This is a genomic window from Dokdonella sp., assembly GCF_044227025.1.
Classification (GTDB): domain Bacteria; phylum Pseudomonadota; class Gammaproteobacteria; order Xanthomonadales; family Rhodanobacteraceae; genus Dokdonella_A.
Genome location: NZ_JBGAFX010000002.1, coordinates 578,178 through 592,599 on the forward strand (window position 1 = coordinate 578,178; position 14,422 = coordinate 592,599).

At 66.3% G+C, this 14,422-nt stretch carries 16 protein-coding genes; 6 read left to right on the plus strand and 10 right to left on the minus strand.

What is annotated here, in order from left to right:
• Positions 1 to 5 precede the first annotated feature (5 nt).
• The 3 genes from ACILRJ_RS06890 (at position 6) to ACILRJ_RS06900 (ending at position 2,710) form a co-directional block, all read left to right on the plus strand.
• Positions 6 to 692, plus strand: a complete 687-nt coding sequence (locus tag ACILRJ_RS06890) for an RnfABCDGE type electron transport complex subunit B (RefSeq protein WP_395681712.1) — start codon at positions 6 to 8, stop codon at positions 690 to 692.
• Complete coding sequence (gene nth / locus ACILRJ_RS06895) at positions 689 to 1,327, plus strand: endonuclease III (protein ID WP_395681714.1); 639 nt, start codon at positions 689 to 691, stop codon at positions 1,325 to 1,327. Before ACILRJ_RS06890 ends, nth begins: the two co-directional genes overlap by 4 nt.
• A 117-nt stretch (positions 1,328 to 1,444) precedes the next feature.
• The gene (locus tag ACILRJ_RS06900) at positions 1,445 to 2,710 is read left to right on the plus strand and encodes an OprO/OprP family phosphate-selective porin (RefSeq protein WP_395681716.1); all 1,266 of its coding nucleotides are present in this window, start codon (positions 1,445 to 1,447) and stop codon (positions 2,708 to 2,710) included.
• A 309-nt stretch (positions 2,711 to 3,019) separates the two neighbouring features.
• Here ACILRJ_RS06900 and dapB read toward each other — a convergent pair whose 3' ends face one another.
• The 5 genes from dapB to hrcA all read right to left on the minus strand — a co-directional run bounded on the left by dapB (position 3,020) and on the right by hrcA (position 8,978).
• A complete protein-coding gene (dapB, locus tag ACILRJ_RS06905; protein ID WP_395681718.1) occupies positions 3,020 to 3,832 on the minus strand; it encodes a 4-hydroxy-tetrahydrodipicolinate reductase in 813 nt (270 codons plus the stop codon).
• A 228-nt stretch (positions 3,833 to 4,060) separates the two neighbouring features.
• Positions 4,061 to 5,188, minus strand: coding sequence for a molecular chaperone DnaJ (gene dnaJ, locus ACILRJ_RS06910; RefSeq protein ID WP_395681720.1), 1,128 nt, complete (start codon positions 5,186 to 5,188; stop codon positions 4,061 to 4,063).
• Positions 5,189 to 5,292: 104 nt separating this feature from the next.
• The gene (dnaK, locus tag ACILRJ_RS06915; protein WP_395681723.1) at positions 5,293 to 7,197 is read right to left on the minus strand and encodes a molecular chaperone DnaK; all 1,905 of its coding nucleotides are present in this window, start codon (positions 7,195 to 7,197) and stop codon (positions 5,293 to 5,295) included.
• A 95-nt stretch (positions 7,198 to 7,292) separates the two neighbouring features.
• Complete coding sequence (grpE, locus tag ACILRJ_RS06920) at positions 7,293 to 7,808, minus strand: nucleotide exchange factor GrpE (protein WP_395681725.1); 516 nt, start codon at positions 7,806 to 7,808, stop codon at positions 7,293 to 7,295.
• 117 nt (positions 7,809 to 7,925) lie between these two features.
• Positions 7,926 to 8,978 carry a heat-inducible transcriptional repressor HrcA gene (hrcA, locus tag ACILRJ_RS06925; RefSeq protein WP_395681727.1) on the minus strand — a complete coding sequence of 351 codons (1,053 nt, stop codon included), beginning with the start codon at positions 8,976 to 8,978 and terminating at the stop codon, positions 7,926 to 7,928.
• Positions 8,979 to 9,186: 208 nt separating this feature from the next.
• Here hrcA and recN point away from each other — a divergent pair, with 208 nt between their 5' ends.
• Positions 9,187 to 10,866 carry a DNA repair protein RecN gene (gene recN / locus ACILRJ_RS06930; protein WP_395681729.1) on the plus strand — a complete coding sequence of 560 codons (1,680 nt, stop codon included), beginning with the start codon at positions 9,187 to 9,189 and terminating at the stop codon, positions 10,864 to 10,866.
• 123 nt (positions 10,867 to 10,989) lie between these two features.
• Here the strand turns inward: recN and ACILRJ_RS06935 are convergent, their stop codons facing one another.
• Both ACILRJ_RS06935 and fur read right to left on the minus strand, forming a co-directional pair.
• Positions 10,990 to 11,274, minus strand: coding sequence for a hypothetical protein (locus ACILRJ_RS06935; RefSeq protein ID WP_395681731.1), 285 nt, complete (start codon positions 11,272 to 11,274; stop codon positions 10,990 to 10,992).
• Positions 11,275 to 11,276: 2 nt separating this feature from the next.
• Positions 11,277 to 11,690 (minus strand): ferric iron uptake transcriptional regulator, encoded by a 414-nt coding sequence (fur, locus tag ACILRJ_RS06940; protein ID WP_395681733.1) that lies wholly within the window; start codon positions 11,688 to 11,690, stop codon positions 11,277 to 11,279.
• Between the two features lie 90 nt (positions 11,691 to 11,780).
• On the opposite strand from fur, the gene ACILRJ_RS06945 reads away from it, so the two are divergent.
• Positions 11,781 to 12,197, plus strand: coding sequence for an outer membrane protein assembly factor BamE (locus ACILRJ_RS06945; protein WP_395681735.1), 417 nt, complete (start codon positions 11,781 to 11,783; stop codon positions 12,195 to 12,197).
• Between the two features lie 6 nt (positions 12,198 to 12,203).
• On the opposite strand, the gene ACILRJ_RS06950 is transcribed toward ACILRJ_RS06945, so the two are convergent.
• A complete protein-coding gene (locus ACILRJ_RS06950) occupies positions 12,204 to 12,497 on the minus strand; it encodes an RnfH family protein (protein ID WP_395681737.1) in 294 nt (97 codons plus the stop codon).
• Positions 12,490 to 12,921, minus strand: coding sequence for a type II toxin-antitoxin system RatA family toxin (locus ACILRJ_RS06955; RefSeq protein WP_395681739.1), 432 nt, complete (start codon positions 12,919 to 12,921; stop codon positions 12,490 to 12,492). Before ACILRJ_RS06955 ends, ACILRJ_RS06950 begins: the two co-directional genes overlap by 8 nt.
• Before the next feature lie 77 nt (positions 12,922 to 12,998).
• Between ACILRJ_RS06955 and smpB the strand changes: the two genes are divergently transcribed.
• The gene (gene smpB, locus ACILRJ_RS06960) at positions 12,999 to 13,490 is read left to right on the plus strand and encodes an SsrA-binding protein SmpB (protein ID WP_395681741.1); all 492 of its coding nucleotides are present in this window, start codon (positions 12,999 to 13,001) and stop codon (positions 13,488 to 13,490) included.
• Between the two features lie 83 nt (positions 13,491 to 13,573).
• Here the strand turns inward: smpB and ACILRJ_RS06965 are convergent, their stop codons facing one another.
• Positions 13,574 to 14,410 (minus strand): sulfotransferase domain-containing protein, encoded by an 837-nt coding sequence (locus ACILRJ_RS06965; protein WP_395681743.1) that lies wholly within the window; start codon positions 14,408 to 14,410, stop codon positions 13,574 to 13,576.
• Between the last annotated feature and the right edge of the window lie 12 nt (positions 14,411 to 14,422).

The window sequence follows — 14,422 nt, forward strand, 5'->3', positions numbered from 1 at the left end:
ATACGATGGCCGCGCGCATCGACGCGCTGCTGCCGCAAACGCAGTGCACGCGGTGCGGGTTTCCGACCTGTCGCGCGTACGCCGATGCGATCGCGACCGGCGAAGCGGATATCGACCGCTGCCCGCCGGGCGGCGCCGATGGCGTCGCTGCGCTAGCGCATCTGCTGAATGTCGCAACGAAGCCGCTCGACCCCGCGTACGGGATCGAGGCGCCGCCGATCGTCGCGGTCATCGACGAAGACGTCTGCATCGGCTGCACCAAATGCATCCAGGCGTGTCCGGTCGATGCGATCGTCGGTGCGGCGAAGCGCATGCATACGATCATCGCGGCCGAATGCACCGGCTGCGAGCTGTGCCTGCCGCCGTGCCCGGTGGATTGCATCGCGTTGGTGACGATCGCGGCGGCACCGCTGTCGCGGCCCGAGGTGCTGCAGCGCGCCGTCCTGGCGCGCATGCGTTTCGAGGCGCGCAATGCCCGCAAGGGCGCCGTCACTGTGGGAGCGGCGGAAGCCGCGATGCTTTTGCCCGGCAGGGACAAGTCTTCCACAACAATGACGAATGAGAGCATCGCGGCTTCCGCCGCTCCCCCAAAAGACCTCCCGACTGCCGCTCCACCGATCACGCGTTCCGCAGTGCTCGCGGCGATCGCGCGCGGCAAGGCGCGGCGCGCGAAGGACGCCGACGGATCGTGAAGCGCGAGAAGGTCATCGAGCTTTTCCGGCGCCTGCGGGAATTGAACCCGCATCCGACCACCGAGCTCGACTACACGACACCGTTCGAACTGCTGGTCGCTGTGATCCTGTCCGCGCAGGCGACCGATATCGGCGTCAACAAGGCGACGAAGAAGCTGTTCCCGGTCGCGAACACGCCAGCCGCCATCCTCGCACTCGGGGAGGACGGGCTGAAGAAGTTCATCGCGACGATCGGCCTGTTCAATGCGAAAGCGAAGAACGTGATCGCAGCGTGCCGCATCTTGGTCGAACAGCATGGCGGCGAGGTGCCGCGTTCGCGCGAGGCGCTCGAAGCATTGCCTGGAGTCGGACGCAAGACGGCGAATGTCGTGCTCAACACCGCGTTCGGCGAACCGACGATCGCGGTCGACACGCACATCTTCCGCGTCTCCAATCGCACCGGACTCGCGCAGGGCAAGACCGTGCGCGCGGTCGAGGACAAGCTGGACAAGGCAGTGCCGGACGAATTCCGCAAGGATGCGCACCACTGGCTGATCCTGCACGGGCGTTACACCTGCAAGGCACGCAGGCCCGAATGCCCCTCCTGCGCGATCAACGACTTGTGCGGCTGGCGTCACAAGACGGTCACGCGATGACGCCGACATCCGCGATTCTTCGTCGAAACCGCGTTAATTCCTCGTTCGTTTGTCATCCGAGCGTAACAAGGACTGGCCAGACTTCGCGCCAGTTCCAGCTCCGTCTCGAGGATTCCCATGAAATTGCGACATGCGATTGCCGCCGCGTTGCTGTGCGGATTTGGTACCAACGCCCTGGCCTACGACCTGCTCAACGATTGGCCGACCAAGTACAAACCCGCCGAAGGCTACGAGTTCGGCTTCAAGGGCCTGTACCAGTACGACTTCAACAGCTTCTCGGGCGACACGCTGAGTCCGACCAATGGCTCGGAGATCCTGCCGGACCTCAATGCCTGGCGTCGCAAGGAATTCAACTTCTACGGCAAGCTGCCGGGCGGCTGGGACTTCAACATCGGCTACGACTTCACCGTCAGCGGCTTCAAGGCATCCGCGACCGGCGCCGGCGTGCACGGCCAGTGGATCGACAATTTCATTCGCTACAGCAACAAGGACGCCGGCGATTTCCGCATCGGCCAGTTCAAGACCCCGGTCGGCTGGGAAGAGACGATCAGCTCGAGCGCGACGACCTTCCTCGAGCGCGCGCTGCCCGTGCAGGCGACCAACATGGGCCGCCGCATCGGTGCCGACTGGACCTACACCGGCATTCCGAACTGGCTGTTCTACCTCGGCTACTTCAGCGGCGGCGACCTCAACGGTGACAACGACGGCGACGGCCCGGCCGGGCGCGTCGTGTGGACGCCGCTCAACCGCCAGCCCGGCCAGGGCTCGCGCGAAATGGGTAACGTGCTCCACCTCGGCCTTGCGTATTCGACCGAAGACCGCGATGCGACCACCGACGGTCGCGGCGTCGTCTCCAATCCGGCGGCGCGCTTCCGTGCCAAGCCGGAAGCGGGCCTCATCACCACGCGCCTCGTCGACAGCGGCAACCTGAGCTTCCCGGGCACGATCAAGCGCATGGGCGTGGAAGGCGCGTGGATCCATGGTCCGCTGCTGGTGCAGGGCGAATACATGACGGTCAGCGCCGACCCGCGCGGCAAGCCGAGCTTCGAGGGCGATGGCTACTACCTGCAGGGTTCATGGGTGCTGACGGGCGAAAGCCGCCCATACAGCAAGGGCACGATCGGCAACGTGCGCCCGATCAACGACTACGGCGCATTCGAAGTCGCGCTGCGCTACAGCCACGTCGACCTCAACGACGGCCCGGTGCTCGGCGGCAAGCAGGACGACTGGACCATCGGCGCGAACTGGTACCTCGGCCAGCATTTCAAGCTGCAGGCGAACTACATCTGGGCCAACAGCACCAAGCACTACGGCGCACCGATCAACGGCGAAGCCGATGTCGATCCGCGTGTGTTCGAGATGCGCGCGCAGATCATGTTCTGATGTCCATGGATGGACGGAACACCGGAATTGCAGGAGCAAATTCCGGTGTCCTCCACGCTACCGAAACACCAGTCATTGCCCGCGGGGGATCTACCTGCGGATGCGGTGTGATCCACCTCCTCCAGTACACTCTCCTCGGGGCGCGCAAGCGCCCCTTTTTTTGATGTCCATAGATGGACTGAATGCCGGATTTGCAGGAGCAAATTCCGGTGTCCTCCACGCTACAGAAACGCTGGCTATTGCGCGCCGTTGATCAAATTCCGGCGCAGCCATGGATCGCCCCCGGTAATCCCAGCGACGACCAGGATCTCAATCCGCTTCGCCAAGAATCCGGTCGATCGAATGGAGACCGGGTGCCTGTCCGGCGATCCAGCGCGCAGCGACCACCGCGCCACGTGCGAACACGTCGCGGTCCGTCGCACGATGCGACAGTTCGATGCGCTCTCCTGCCCCGGCGAATACCAGCGTGTGCTCGCCGACGACGTCGCCGCCGCGCAATGCGTGGAAGCCGATTTCACCCGTCGGCCGCTCGCCCGTCCTGCCGTTGCGGCCATGCACGGCGCAATCGCCGAGTGCGACACCGCGTCCTTCGGCAACTGCCTCGCCCAGCGAGAGCGCGGTGCCGGACGGCGCATCGAGCTTCTGGCGATGATGCATCTCGACGATCTCGCAGTCCCAGGACGGCAGTGCCTGCGCGGCACTGCGCGCGAGTCGCATCAGCAGCGCGACGCCAAGGCTGAAATTGGACGCCCACAGCACGGGGATGCGCGCCGCGGCCTGCTCGAGCGCTCGGCGCTGGACCTCGCTCAGGCCGGTCGTGCCGCTGACGAAAGCGGCCCGCCGCTCGATGGCGAGGGCGAGGGCGGCATCGAACGCATGCGCTCCGCTGAAGTCGACCAGCACGTCGACCGGCATATCGGGATCGAGCGCGCTTGCGAATTCGAGATCGGGTGCGCCACTGCCGTGGACGTCGCGCAGCGGTCGCCCCGACAGGTCCGATCCGGCACGAACCAGCGCCGCGGAAACCTGCAGGCCGGGTTGATCGGCCATTGCACGCAGGATCGCCTGGCCCATGCGCCCGGCGGCGCCGTATACCGCCACATGGATCGTCGTCGCCGACATGCGCGCATTTTCCGTATCGGGGAGGCATCGATTGTAGACCGCCGCGAGCACCGCGTAGGCCCCAGCCGCGATCGTGTCCTGCGGGGGCGGCGAGAAGCTGCTCCTGCGCGACCAAGTTCAAGCTTCCCGTGTGCGAGCGAGGCAATCGGCGATGCTCCCGGCCGCGGCCCGAACGCAGGCAGGTACTCCCACAGGCCGCAGTGCTCGAATGTCCGGGCCCGGATGGCTTCAGGACGTGACGCGGTCCCAGAAGCGCTTCACGCCGTCCAGCCAGTTGCTGTCGCGCGGCGAGTGCTTGCCCGCATCCGCGTCGTTGAACGTCGCTTCAAACTGTCGCAACAGCTCGCGCTGTTCGCCGGTCAGGCGCACCGGGGTCTCTACCACGGCGCGGCAGATGAGGTCGCCGTGGCGTCCACTGCGCACGGATTTCACGCCCTTGCCGCGCAGGCGGAACACCTTTCCGGTCTGCGTTTCGGCCGGGACCTTGATCTCGGCCTCGCCTTCGAGCGTCGGCACCCTGATGTCGGCGCCCAGCGCGGCCTGGCCGAAGCGCAGCGGGATCTCGCAGTGCAGGTCGTCGCCATCGCGCTGGAAGATCGCATGCTCGCGCACGCGAACCTCGACGTAGAGGTCGCCCGGTACGGTGCCGCTCGGCCCTGCTTCGCCCTGGCCGGTGAGACGGATGCGATCGCCGTTGTCGACGCCGGCGGGAATCTTCACCGCGAGCGTGCGCTCGTCGTGCACACGGCCTTCGCCCTGGCATTCCTTGCACGGGTTTGTGATGACCTTGCCACTGCCGGCGCAATGCGGGCACGCCTGCTGGATCGAGAAAATGCCGTTCTGCATGCGCACGCGACCGTGGCCCTTGCAGGTCGAGCAGGTCGAGGTCTTGCCGTCGGCCGAGCCATTGCCCTTGCAGGTTCCGCACTCGACCAGGGTCGGCACTTCGATCTGCTTGTCGACGCCGAATACCGCTTCTTCGAGATCGAGCTCGATCAGGTAGCGCAGGTCCGAACCGCGCCGGGCGCGCGCTCCACCACCGCGACCGCCGAAGATGTCCGAGAAGATGTCGCCGAAGATGTCGCCGACGTCGCCGTTGAAACCGCCGCCGCCGCGGCCGCCACCCATGCCGTGCTCGAACGCGGCATGCCCGTGCTGGTCATAGGCCGCGCGCTTCTGCCCGTCGGAGAGGATCTCGTAGGCCTCCTTCGCCTCCTTGAACTTCTCCTGTGCTTCCGCATCCGGATTGCGGTCCGGGTGGAACTTCATCGCGAGACGACGGAACGACTTCTTCAGTTGTTCGTCGTTGGCGGAGCGCTCGACGCTGAGCACCTCGTAGTAGCAACGCTTGCTCATGGGGACGACACGTATGCTTCGATCCGGCGACCGGGAGAATCGGGAACCGCCGGAGCGGCCATGAATAAAGCACGCCGGGTAATCCCCGGCGTGCGCGTGAGGGCTTACTTGTCCTTCACCTCGGTGAACTCGGCGTCGACGACATCGTCGCTCTTCGCCGATGCACCGGCTTGCGCCCCGTCACCGGCGCCCGGAGCCTGCTGCGATGCGGCCGCGAACAACGGCTGCGCAACCTGTTCGAGGGTGGTCGTGCGCACCTCGATCTGCGCCTTGTCCTCGCCCTTCATGACCTTTTCGAGATCGGACAGTGCTTCCTCGATGCGACCGATGTCGCCGGCAACCTTGCCGCCATGCTCCTTGATCGCGTCACGCGTCGCGTGCACGAGCTGATCGGCCTTGTTGCGCGCCGCGACGAGCTCGTGGAATTTCTTGTCGTCTTCCTTGTTCGCCTCGGCGTCGCGCACCATGCGCTGGATCTCGTCCTCGGACAGGCCGGAGCTGCCCTTGATCTCGATGCGCTGCTCCTTGCCGGTGTTCTTGTCCTTCGCGCCGACGTGCAGGATGCCGTTCGCGTCGATGTCGAACGTGACCTCGATCTGCGGCATGCCGCGCGGCGCCGGCTGGATGCCCTGCAGGTCGAACTTGCCGAGCGACTTGTTGAAGCGCGCCTGCTCGCGCTCGCCCTGCAGCACGTGCACGGTGACCGCGTTCTGGTTGTCCTCGGCGGTCGAGAACACCTGGCTCGCCTTGGTCGGGATCGTCGTGTTCTTCTCGATCAGCTTGGTCGACACGCCACCGAGCGTCTCGATGCCGAGCGACAACGGGGTCACGTCGAGCAGCAGGACGTCCTTGACCGTGCCACCGAGCACGCCACCTTGGATCGCCGCACCAACGGCGACGGCCTCGTCAGGGTTGACGTCCTTGCGCGGTTCCTTGCCGAAGAAGTCCTTCACCGCGTCCTGCACCTTCGGCATGCGCGTCTGGCCGCCGACGAGGATGACCTCGTTGACATCGGACACCTTGAGGCCCGCGTCGTTGAGCGCAGTGCGGCACGGTGCGATCGTCTTCTCGACCAGGTCGCCGACGAGCGCCTCGAGCTTGGCGCGCGTGAGCTTGATGTTGAGATGCTTCGGACCGGAAGCGTCCGCCGTCACGTACGGCAGGTTCACTTCGGTCTGCTGCGACGAGGACAGCTCGATCTTGGCGCGCTCGGCCGCGTCCTTCAGGCGCTGCAGCGCGAGCGGATCGTTCTTGAGGTCGACGCCCTGTTCCTTCTTGAACTCCTCGACGAGGTAGTCGATGACGCGCTTGTCGAAGTCCTCGCCGCCGAGGAAGGTGTCGCCATTCGTCGCCAGCACCTCGAACTGCTTCTCGCCGTCGACTTCGGCGATCTCGATGATCGAGATGTCGAACGTGCCGCCGCCGAGGTCGTACACGGCGATCTTGCGGTCGCCGCCCTTCTTGTCGAGGCCGTAGGCCAGCGCGGCCGCGGTCGGCTCGTTGATGATGCGCTTCACTTCAAGGCCCGCGATGCGGCCGGCGTCCTTGGTCGCCTGGCGCTGCGAGTCATTGAAATACGCCGGCACCGTGATGACCGCTTCGGTGACCGCTTCACCGAGGAAGTCCTCGGCGGTCTTCTTCATCTTCATGAGGATCTTGGCCGAGATCTCCTGCGGCGGCATCTTCTTGCCGTCGGCGGTCTCGGTCCACGCGTCACCGTTGTCGTGCGCGGTGATCTTGTACGGCACCATGCCGATGTCCTTCTGCACTTCCGCGTCGGTGAATTTGCGGCCGATGAGGCGCTTCACCGCGTAGAACGTGTTCTTCGGGTTGGTTACGGCCTGACGCTTCGCGGTCGCGCCGACCACCACTTCGTTGTCCTTGAACGCGACCACCGACGGCGTCGTGCGATCGCCTTCGGAGTTCTCGATGACGCGCGCCGTGTTGCCTTCCATGACCGCCACGCACGAGTTGGTCGTGCCGAGGTCGATGCCGATGATCTTGCCCATTTGCGTTCTCTCCCGCTTTCTGGATTGATGCGATCCGATGGACCGCGATTGCACCCGAACGTGGGGCCCCGCGCCCCTGATTCAAGCGTTTTGCGTCACTTCGACACGGATACCAGCGCCGGTCGCAACAGGCGATCGTTCAGCACATAGCCCTTCTGCATGACCGAAACGATCTGCCCCGGCGCCGATCCGGCATCGACCATCGCCATCGCCTGGTGGCGCTCCGGATCGAACGCCTCGCCGATCGCGCCGACCGCCTTGAGACCGTTCGTCTCGGCGACGCGCAGGAGCTCGCGCATCGTCAATTCGACGCCACCGCGCAACGCCGTGATGTCGCCGTCGGCGGCCAGCCCGCGCTCGAGGTTGTCGAGCACCGGCAGCAGGTCGCCGAGCAGCTTCTCGTTGGCGAAGCGGCGTGCCTGGTCGAGGTCCCGCTGCAGGCGCTTGCGCTGGTTATCGAGTTCGGCGCGTTCGCGCAACACCGTCTCGCGCATTTCTGCAAGTTTGGTCTCGGCCTCGCCGAGCTGGCGCGACAGGGTCTCGAGTTCGCCATCGACCAGCTGGTCGTCGTTGCCGGGCGTCTGCGACGCGTTCGGGTCGGTCTGCTGCATTCGTGCCTCCAAGTCAAAACCACGCCTTCCGCGCGCTCGCGGACGGCGATCGATCATCTGCTGGCCGGTCGTGCCGGCGCACCGCGAATGCGGCACGAGCCCCCGCTCTGTCCCGCACTATGGGGTCGCGGGACCCCGTTTCAAGGCCCCGGAAATGATCTGCGCGGTCGCCTGCACGACCGGGATCACCCGCTCGTAGGCCATTCGCGTCGGTCCGATCACGCCGAGCACGCCGAGCACGCGACCACCGACGCCGTACGGCGCCGTGACGAGGCTGTAGCTGCCGAGCGCCGAGAATCCGGATTCTTCGCCGATGAACAGGCGCACACCCTCGGCCCGCGAGCAGCGTTCGAGCAGTTGCAGCAGATCGCGCTTGCGCTGGAAGGCCTCGAACAGTTCGCGCAGGCGATCGACGTCGGCGCCGTCCTGCCGCCCCATGAGGTTGGCATGACCGGACACCAGCATGTCGTTGCCGGCACTGTCCTGGAACGCTGCCTGCGCGACTTCGACCGCAGCCGCGAGCAGGTGATTCAGGCGCGCACCCTCGTCCTGCATCTCGCGCAGCAGGCGCGTGCGGATCTCGTCGATGCGCATGCCGGCGAAGTTGGCGTTGAGATAATTGGCAACCTGTTCGAGTTCGGCCGGCGCGTAGGTGCGCTGGGTCGCGATCACGCGGTTTTGCACCTGACCGTCGGTGAACACCAGGATCACCAGCACGCGACCGCCGTCCAGTTGCACGAAATCGATGTGGCGGAACGGAAATTCCTCGCGCCGCGGCACGCTCACCACGCCGACGAAATGGGTCATCTCCGAAAGCAGCGAAGTCGCGCTGCCGAGCAGGTCCGGCGTGGACGCGTCGGTCGGCAACTCGCGCCGCAACTGTTCCACCTCGGGCTCGCCGAGCGGGCGCATCTCCAGCAGGCTGTCGACGAACACCCGGTAGCCCTGCGAGGTCGGGATGCGGCCGGCCGAGGTGTGCGGCGCGGCAACCAGGCCGAACTCCTCCAGATCGGACATGATGTTGCGGATCGTCGCCGGGCTGACATCGAGGCCCGACGCCTTCGCCAGCGTGCGCGAGCCGATCGGCTGCCCCTCGGCGATGTAGCGCGCTATGAGCGTGCGCAGCAGCTGGCGGGCGCGGGCGTCGAGGTGCTGGGAAGGAATGTTCATCAAGGTCCGGCGGGCGCCGATGCGCCACTGATCCATCGCACGCTAACAAGCGGCTTCAGGACGATCAATAGGGTCGGCGGCCGCGGTTTTCCAGCACCGCCGTCTCGAACGCTGCGACCACGGCCCGTGAACCTCCGCACCTGCCGCCTTGGCCGCCGCATGTCCGCGTGCTAGCGTTCCGCGGCTTGAAAGGAGCATCGCGCTGGTCATGCTGGAAAGTCTCTACGTCAAGGATTTCGCGATCGTCGGCGAGGCCGAGATCGCCTTCGGACCCGGCATGACCGTGGTCACCGGTGAAACCGGTGCCGGCAAGTCGCTGATGGTCGACGCGCTGCTGCTGCTCGCGGGTGGGCGTGCCGACGCCGGCATGGTCCGCCACGGCAGCGAACGCGCCGAACTGGCAGCCAGTTTCGACCTCGCCGGTCGCGCCGACCTGCGCGAATGGCTGGTCGCCGAGGACCTCGACGAGGACGGCGCCTGCCAGCTGCGCCGCGTGATCCGCAGCGAAGGCAGTTCGCGCGCGTGGATCAACGGCCGCCCGGTGACGCTGACCCAGTTGAAGACGCTCGCCGCCGGTCTCATCGAGATCCATGGCCAGCACGAGCACCAGGCCCTGCTCGACCGCGGCCAGCAGCTCGCCCTGCTGGATGCGTTCGGCGGTCACGCCGACGAAGTCGCGATGGTCGCGCGAGATGCGCGCGCATGGCGCGAGGCGAGCGCGCGCATCGCCGATCTTTCGCGCGGTGCCGATCATGCCGAACGGATCGAATGGCTCGGCCACCAGGTCGAGGAGCTTGATCGCCACGCGCTGGCGCCGGAGGATCTCGTCGCGCTGGAGGAACGCCATCGCCGCCTCGCCAACTCGGGTGCGCTGCTGCAGGGTTGCGCCGTGCTCGCCGAGCGCCTGGACGGCGACGGCGAGCATGCGCTGCTGCGCCTCGTCGCGCGCGCACAAGCGGAGATCGCACATCTCGCGACGCTGGATGATCGCCTCGCGCCGATCGGCGAGTTGATCGACACGGCGCAGATCCAGCTCGGCGAAGCGAATGACGCGCTCGCACGGCACCAGAGCGCACTCGACCTGGATCCGGACAGTCTCGCCGACGCGGAAGCCCAGCTCGGCAAGCTGCACGAACTCGCGCGCAAGCACCGCGTTCGCATGCCCGAGTTGAAGGCGCACGCCGATGCGCTGCGCGAGGAACTCGAATCGCTGCGCGGCGCCGGCGCCAGCATCGCGTCCCTGCGCGAACAGCAGCAGCGCCACGCCACCGCATGGGCGTCCGCGGCGAAGGCGCTGAGCGCCCGGCGCGCCGCGACCGCGAAGACGCTGTCCGACGCGGTCAGCGCCTTGATGGACGAACTCGGCATGCGCGGCGGTCGGTTCGAAGCCCAGCTCGAAACCGTGGACGGCGAAGATCCGGACCCGCAAGGCGCGGAACGCTGCGAGTTCCTCGTCAGCGCGAACCCCGGCCAACCGCCCCGCGCGCTGCGAAAGGTCGCCTCCGGCGGCGAGCTTTCACGCATCAGCCTCGCGATCGAAGTCGCGGCACTCGGCAGCGACGCGATCGGCACCATGGTGTTCGACGAGGTCGATTCGGGCATCGGTGGCGCCGTCGCGGAAGTCGTCGGGCAGAAACTGCGCGCACTCGGCGGGCGCAGCCAGGTGCTGTGCGTGACCCACCTGCCGCAGGTCGCCGCGCAGGGTCACCAGCACTTGCGCGTCGTCAAGACCAGCGACGGCGCATCGACCGAAACGCGCATCGACGCGCTCGACGGCAAGGCGCGGCAGGAAGAAGTCGCGCGCATGCTCGGCGGCATCGAGATCACGCGCGAGACGCTCGCTCATGCAAAACAGATGCTGGGGAAAGGGCTGAGGGCCGAGGGCTGAGGGCGAGGCCTCCAGCGCTGAGGAACGAAGTTCCGCGCAGCCAACACCGGAATATCGTGCAGTCCGTGCTCTTCGACTGCGCGCCTTTGGCGTTGGGCGAACGGGTTTTGACAGCGACAGCGTTCAGGCCGGCGAGCAACCGAACGTCGCGAACGGCAAGAGGAAAACGAGGGTCGCCCTCGGACGCAGGCGACCGAAGACGGCGCCCGCAAGGATTCCGGCCATGCCCCAGAGCAGCACCACGCTGACGCCGACTGGCAACGACCCGAACAGGATGCGCCCCAGTGCCCCGATCCAGAAGCCGCCCATCCCGCCAATCACGGTTGCGCTCATCCGATCACGCGCCGTGACCGGCGCTTTCCACCACGCATGCGCACGTTCGATCCGCCGGCTGATCCAGCTTCGCATCGCTATTTCGCCCTGAGCGGGCGCACGTACAGCACGAGGCTGTGGTCCTCGATCACGTAGCCGTGCTTCGCCGCGATCTCGTGCTGCAGGCGCTCGATCTCCTCGCTGGCGAACTCGATGACCTTGCCGCTCTCCACGTCCACCATGTGGTCGTGGTGCTTGCCGCGGTCGAGTTCGTAGACGGCCTGGCCGCCCTCGAAATTGTGCTTGAGGACCATCCCGGCCGCCTCGAACTGGGTCAGCACCCGGTAGACCGTGGCGAGGCCAATGTCGTCGTGGTGTTCGAGCAATTGGCGGTAGATGTCCTCGGCCGTGAAATGCCTGCCGTCGTGGGTATCGAGGATCTCCAGGATGCGCATGCGCGGATGCGTGACCTTGAGGCCGGCCTTGCGCAGTTCGGTCGATTCCATGTTCATCCTCCGGCTCCCCGTCCCTGCTGATTGGCCTTGCGGTTCAGTCCTCTAGTGTATCATCCGGGGTTCGTACCGACCCCGGAATCCCCGCGCATGCGCCTTCGCTGGCTCGCCCTCCTCGCCCTCGCTCCGCTGACCGGCTGCGGCCTGATCTACAAGGTCGACGCGCAACAGGGCAACCTGTTCGACAAGTCCACGGTGGAAACGCTCAAGCCCGGCATGAGCAAGCGCCAGGTGCTGCTGGTGATGGGCTCTCCGTCCGTGATCAGCCCCTTCAACCAGAATCGCTGGGACTACGTTTCGACGATCCGTCGCGGCCGCGGCAAGATGGCGTCGAAGGACCTGACCCTGTACTTCGAGAATGACGCGCTCGCGAAGATCGACGGCGACTACTTCCCGGAAGATCCGAACCAGCTGATCAAGGATGCGCGCAAGTACAAGCGCGAGTATCCGGACGAAAAAGCTCCCGACGAGAAGAAGAAAAAGAGGCGCGGCGGAGACCAGGGCTGAATCGGGTCAGCGGCTCGTTTCTTTGGCGCGCGCGGCGCGGCGACGCCGGGATTCCTTCGGGTCGGCCTTGAGCGGACGGTACACCTCCACGCGGTCGCCATCGTGCAGCATCGTTGACGCGCGCGCCGGCTTCGACCATATGCCGAGCGCCATGCCGGCGGCGTCGATGCCGGCCTCGCGCTCGATCTCCGACGCACCGATCGCATCTGCGACGGTCGCACCTTCGCCCAGCTCGACGCGACGCAGGAATTGCCGTTGCGGCTCGGCGTAGGCCACCTCGACGTGGATCCGCTCAGCCACGGGATTTCGCCGCGGCAGCGCAGAAATCGTCGACCATGCGATTGGCGAGCCCCTGGAAACCGAGTCGCAGCGCGGTACCGGTGAGTCGCCCGGAGAAGTCGAAGTCGAGCGCCAGAGCGATCTTGCAGCCGTCATCGCCGAGCGGCTCGAACGTCCACTCGCCTTCGAGCGCCTTGAGCGGCCCGTCGACGAGCTGCATGTGCAGGCGCTGCGGGTGGACGGGCGTGTTGCGCGTGGTGAACGCCTGGGTGATGCCGGCGAAGCGCAGTTCCAGTCGCGCGACCAGCACATCGCTTTCGCGCTCGAGCACGCGCGCGGCGGCGCACCAGGGGAAGCGGCTCGGGTATGCTTCGACGTCGTTGACGAGATCGAACATCCGTTCGGGCGTCTGGCGAACCAGGGCGTGGCGACGTATCTGGATCATGTTTTTCGGGAAGTGCGGCCAGGACGGCCGCCCGATTCTTCGCGTTCACGGAGGAACGCAAAAATACAACAACCGGCATGGCAAAGACCAAATCCAGCGACAAGAAGGCCGACTCGACGATCGCGCAGAACAAGCGCGCGCGCCACGAGTACCACATCGACCAGCACTACGAGGCCGGCATCGCGCTCGAAGGCTGGGAGGTGAAGAGCCTGCGCGCCGGTCGGATCAACCTCGGTGACGCGTACGCCATCGTCAAGGGCGGCGAGATCTTCCTGTTCGGCGCCTCGATCGTGCCGCTGATCTCGGCCTCGACCCACGTGGTCGCCGACGACCGCCGCACGCGCAAGCTGCTGCTGCACCGCGAAGAGATCGACAAGCTGATCGGCGCGATCGAACGCAAGGGCTACACCTTGATCCCGCTGGCGCTGTACTGGAAGAACAACCGCGCCAAGGTCGACCTCGGCGTCGCCCGCGGCAAGCAGGAACACGACAAGCGCGACACCGAGAAGGAACGCGACTGGAACCGCGAGAAGCAGCGCGTGATGCGGGCGAAGAACAAGGGCGCCTAGAGCACCTCGATGCAGGACGCCTTCAGCCGCGCTTCCGGAGTGGCGCTGCCGACGGCCAAGCGAACCTGCCACGTACGCGCGGATCAATACCCGGCCGGCACGTAGCCGAACCGCTGCATCTGCTCGCGATGTACACCAACCACCCGTTGCACCTGCTCGCGACTCAGCGCCTCGCGCCACTCGTTGACCCGACCCTTGCGAAAGAAGCGTGCGCCCTTGCCGGTCGCCTCGGCGAAGCCGTGCTTCTTCTCCATGCCTGAAAGGCTCTGGAAGCCAGCGTGCTTCACGGCGCGATCGATGCGCGTGCGGTCCTGGCCCAGGCCGACGAGCTTGGCGATCTTCGCGAAGTTCTTTGCGGGCTTTTCGAGCAGGTCCTCGTAGCGCAGCACCAGCACGCTGTCGTTGGCCATGTCGGCCCAGCCCTTCACGTGCGTCGACCACGAGCCAAGAATCTGGCTGACGAACAGCGCGTCGTTGGCGGTCGCGACGTTGTCGTCACCGAGGCGTTCGATCGCCTCGTCGAGCGTGAGGCCGAAGTGGTGCGTCATGCTGACCGCGACATCGAGCGGATTGCGCACGACGACGATCGCGCCCGCGCTGACCTGCCAGTTGTGCAGCGGATGGCCGTCGAAACTGCCAGCCATGTTGTGCGTCTTGACGAAGCGCGTGCCCTGCGCACGCTGCGCGATCGCCGCGTGCACCTGCGGTCGCAGCCCGGCGATCTCGCCGGGGTCGAGTTGCGCGCTCGGCTTGCCGGCCAGGTCGGAGAACAGTTCCGGATTCGCCTCGTCTTCGGCGTAGCGCGCCAATTCGTCGAGCGGCACCGGCTCGCTGCGGTTGGCGACCAGGTTGGCGAGGAATGCGCGAACCCAGGTGTTGCCGGATTTCGGGTACGAGGCGAGCCAGACGATATTGCCCATGGCGCGGAAGTC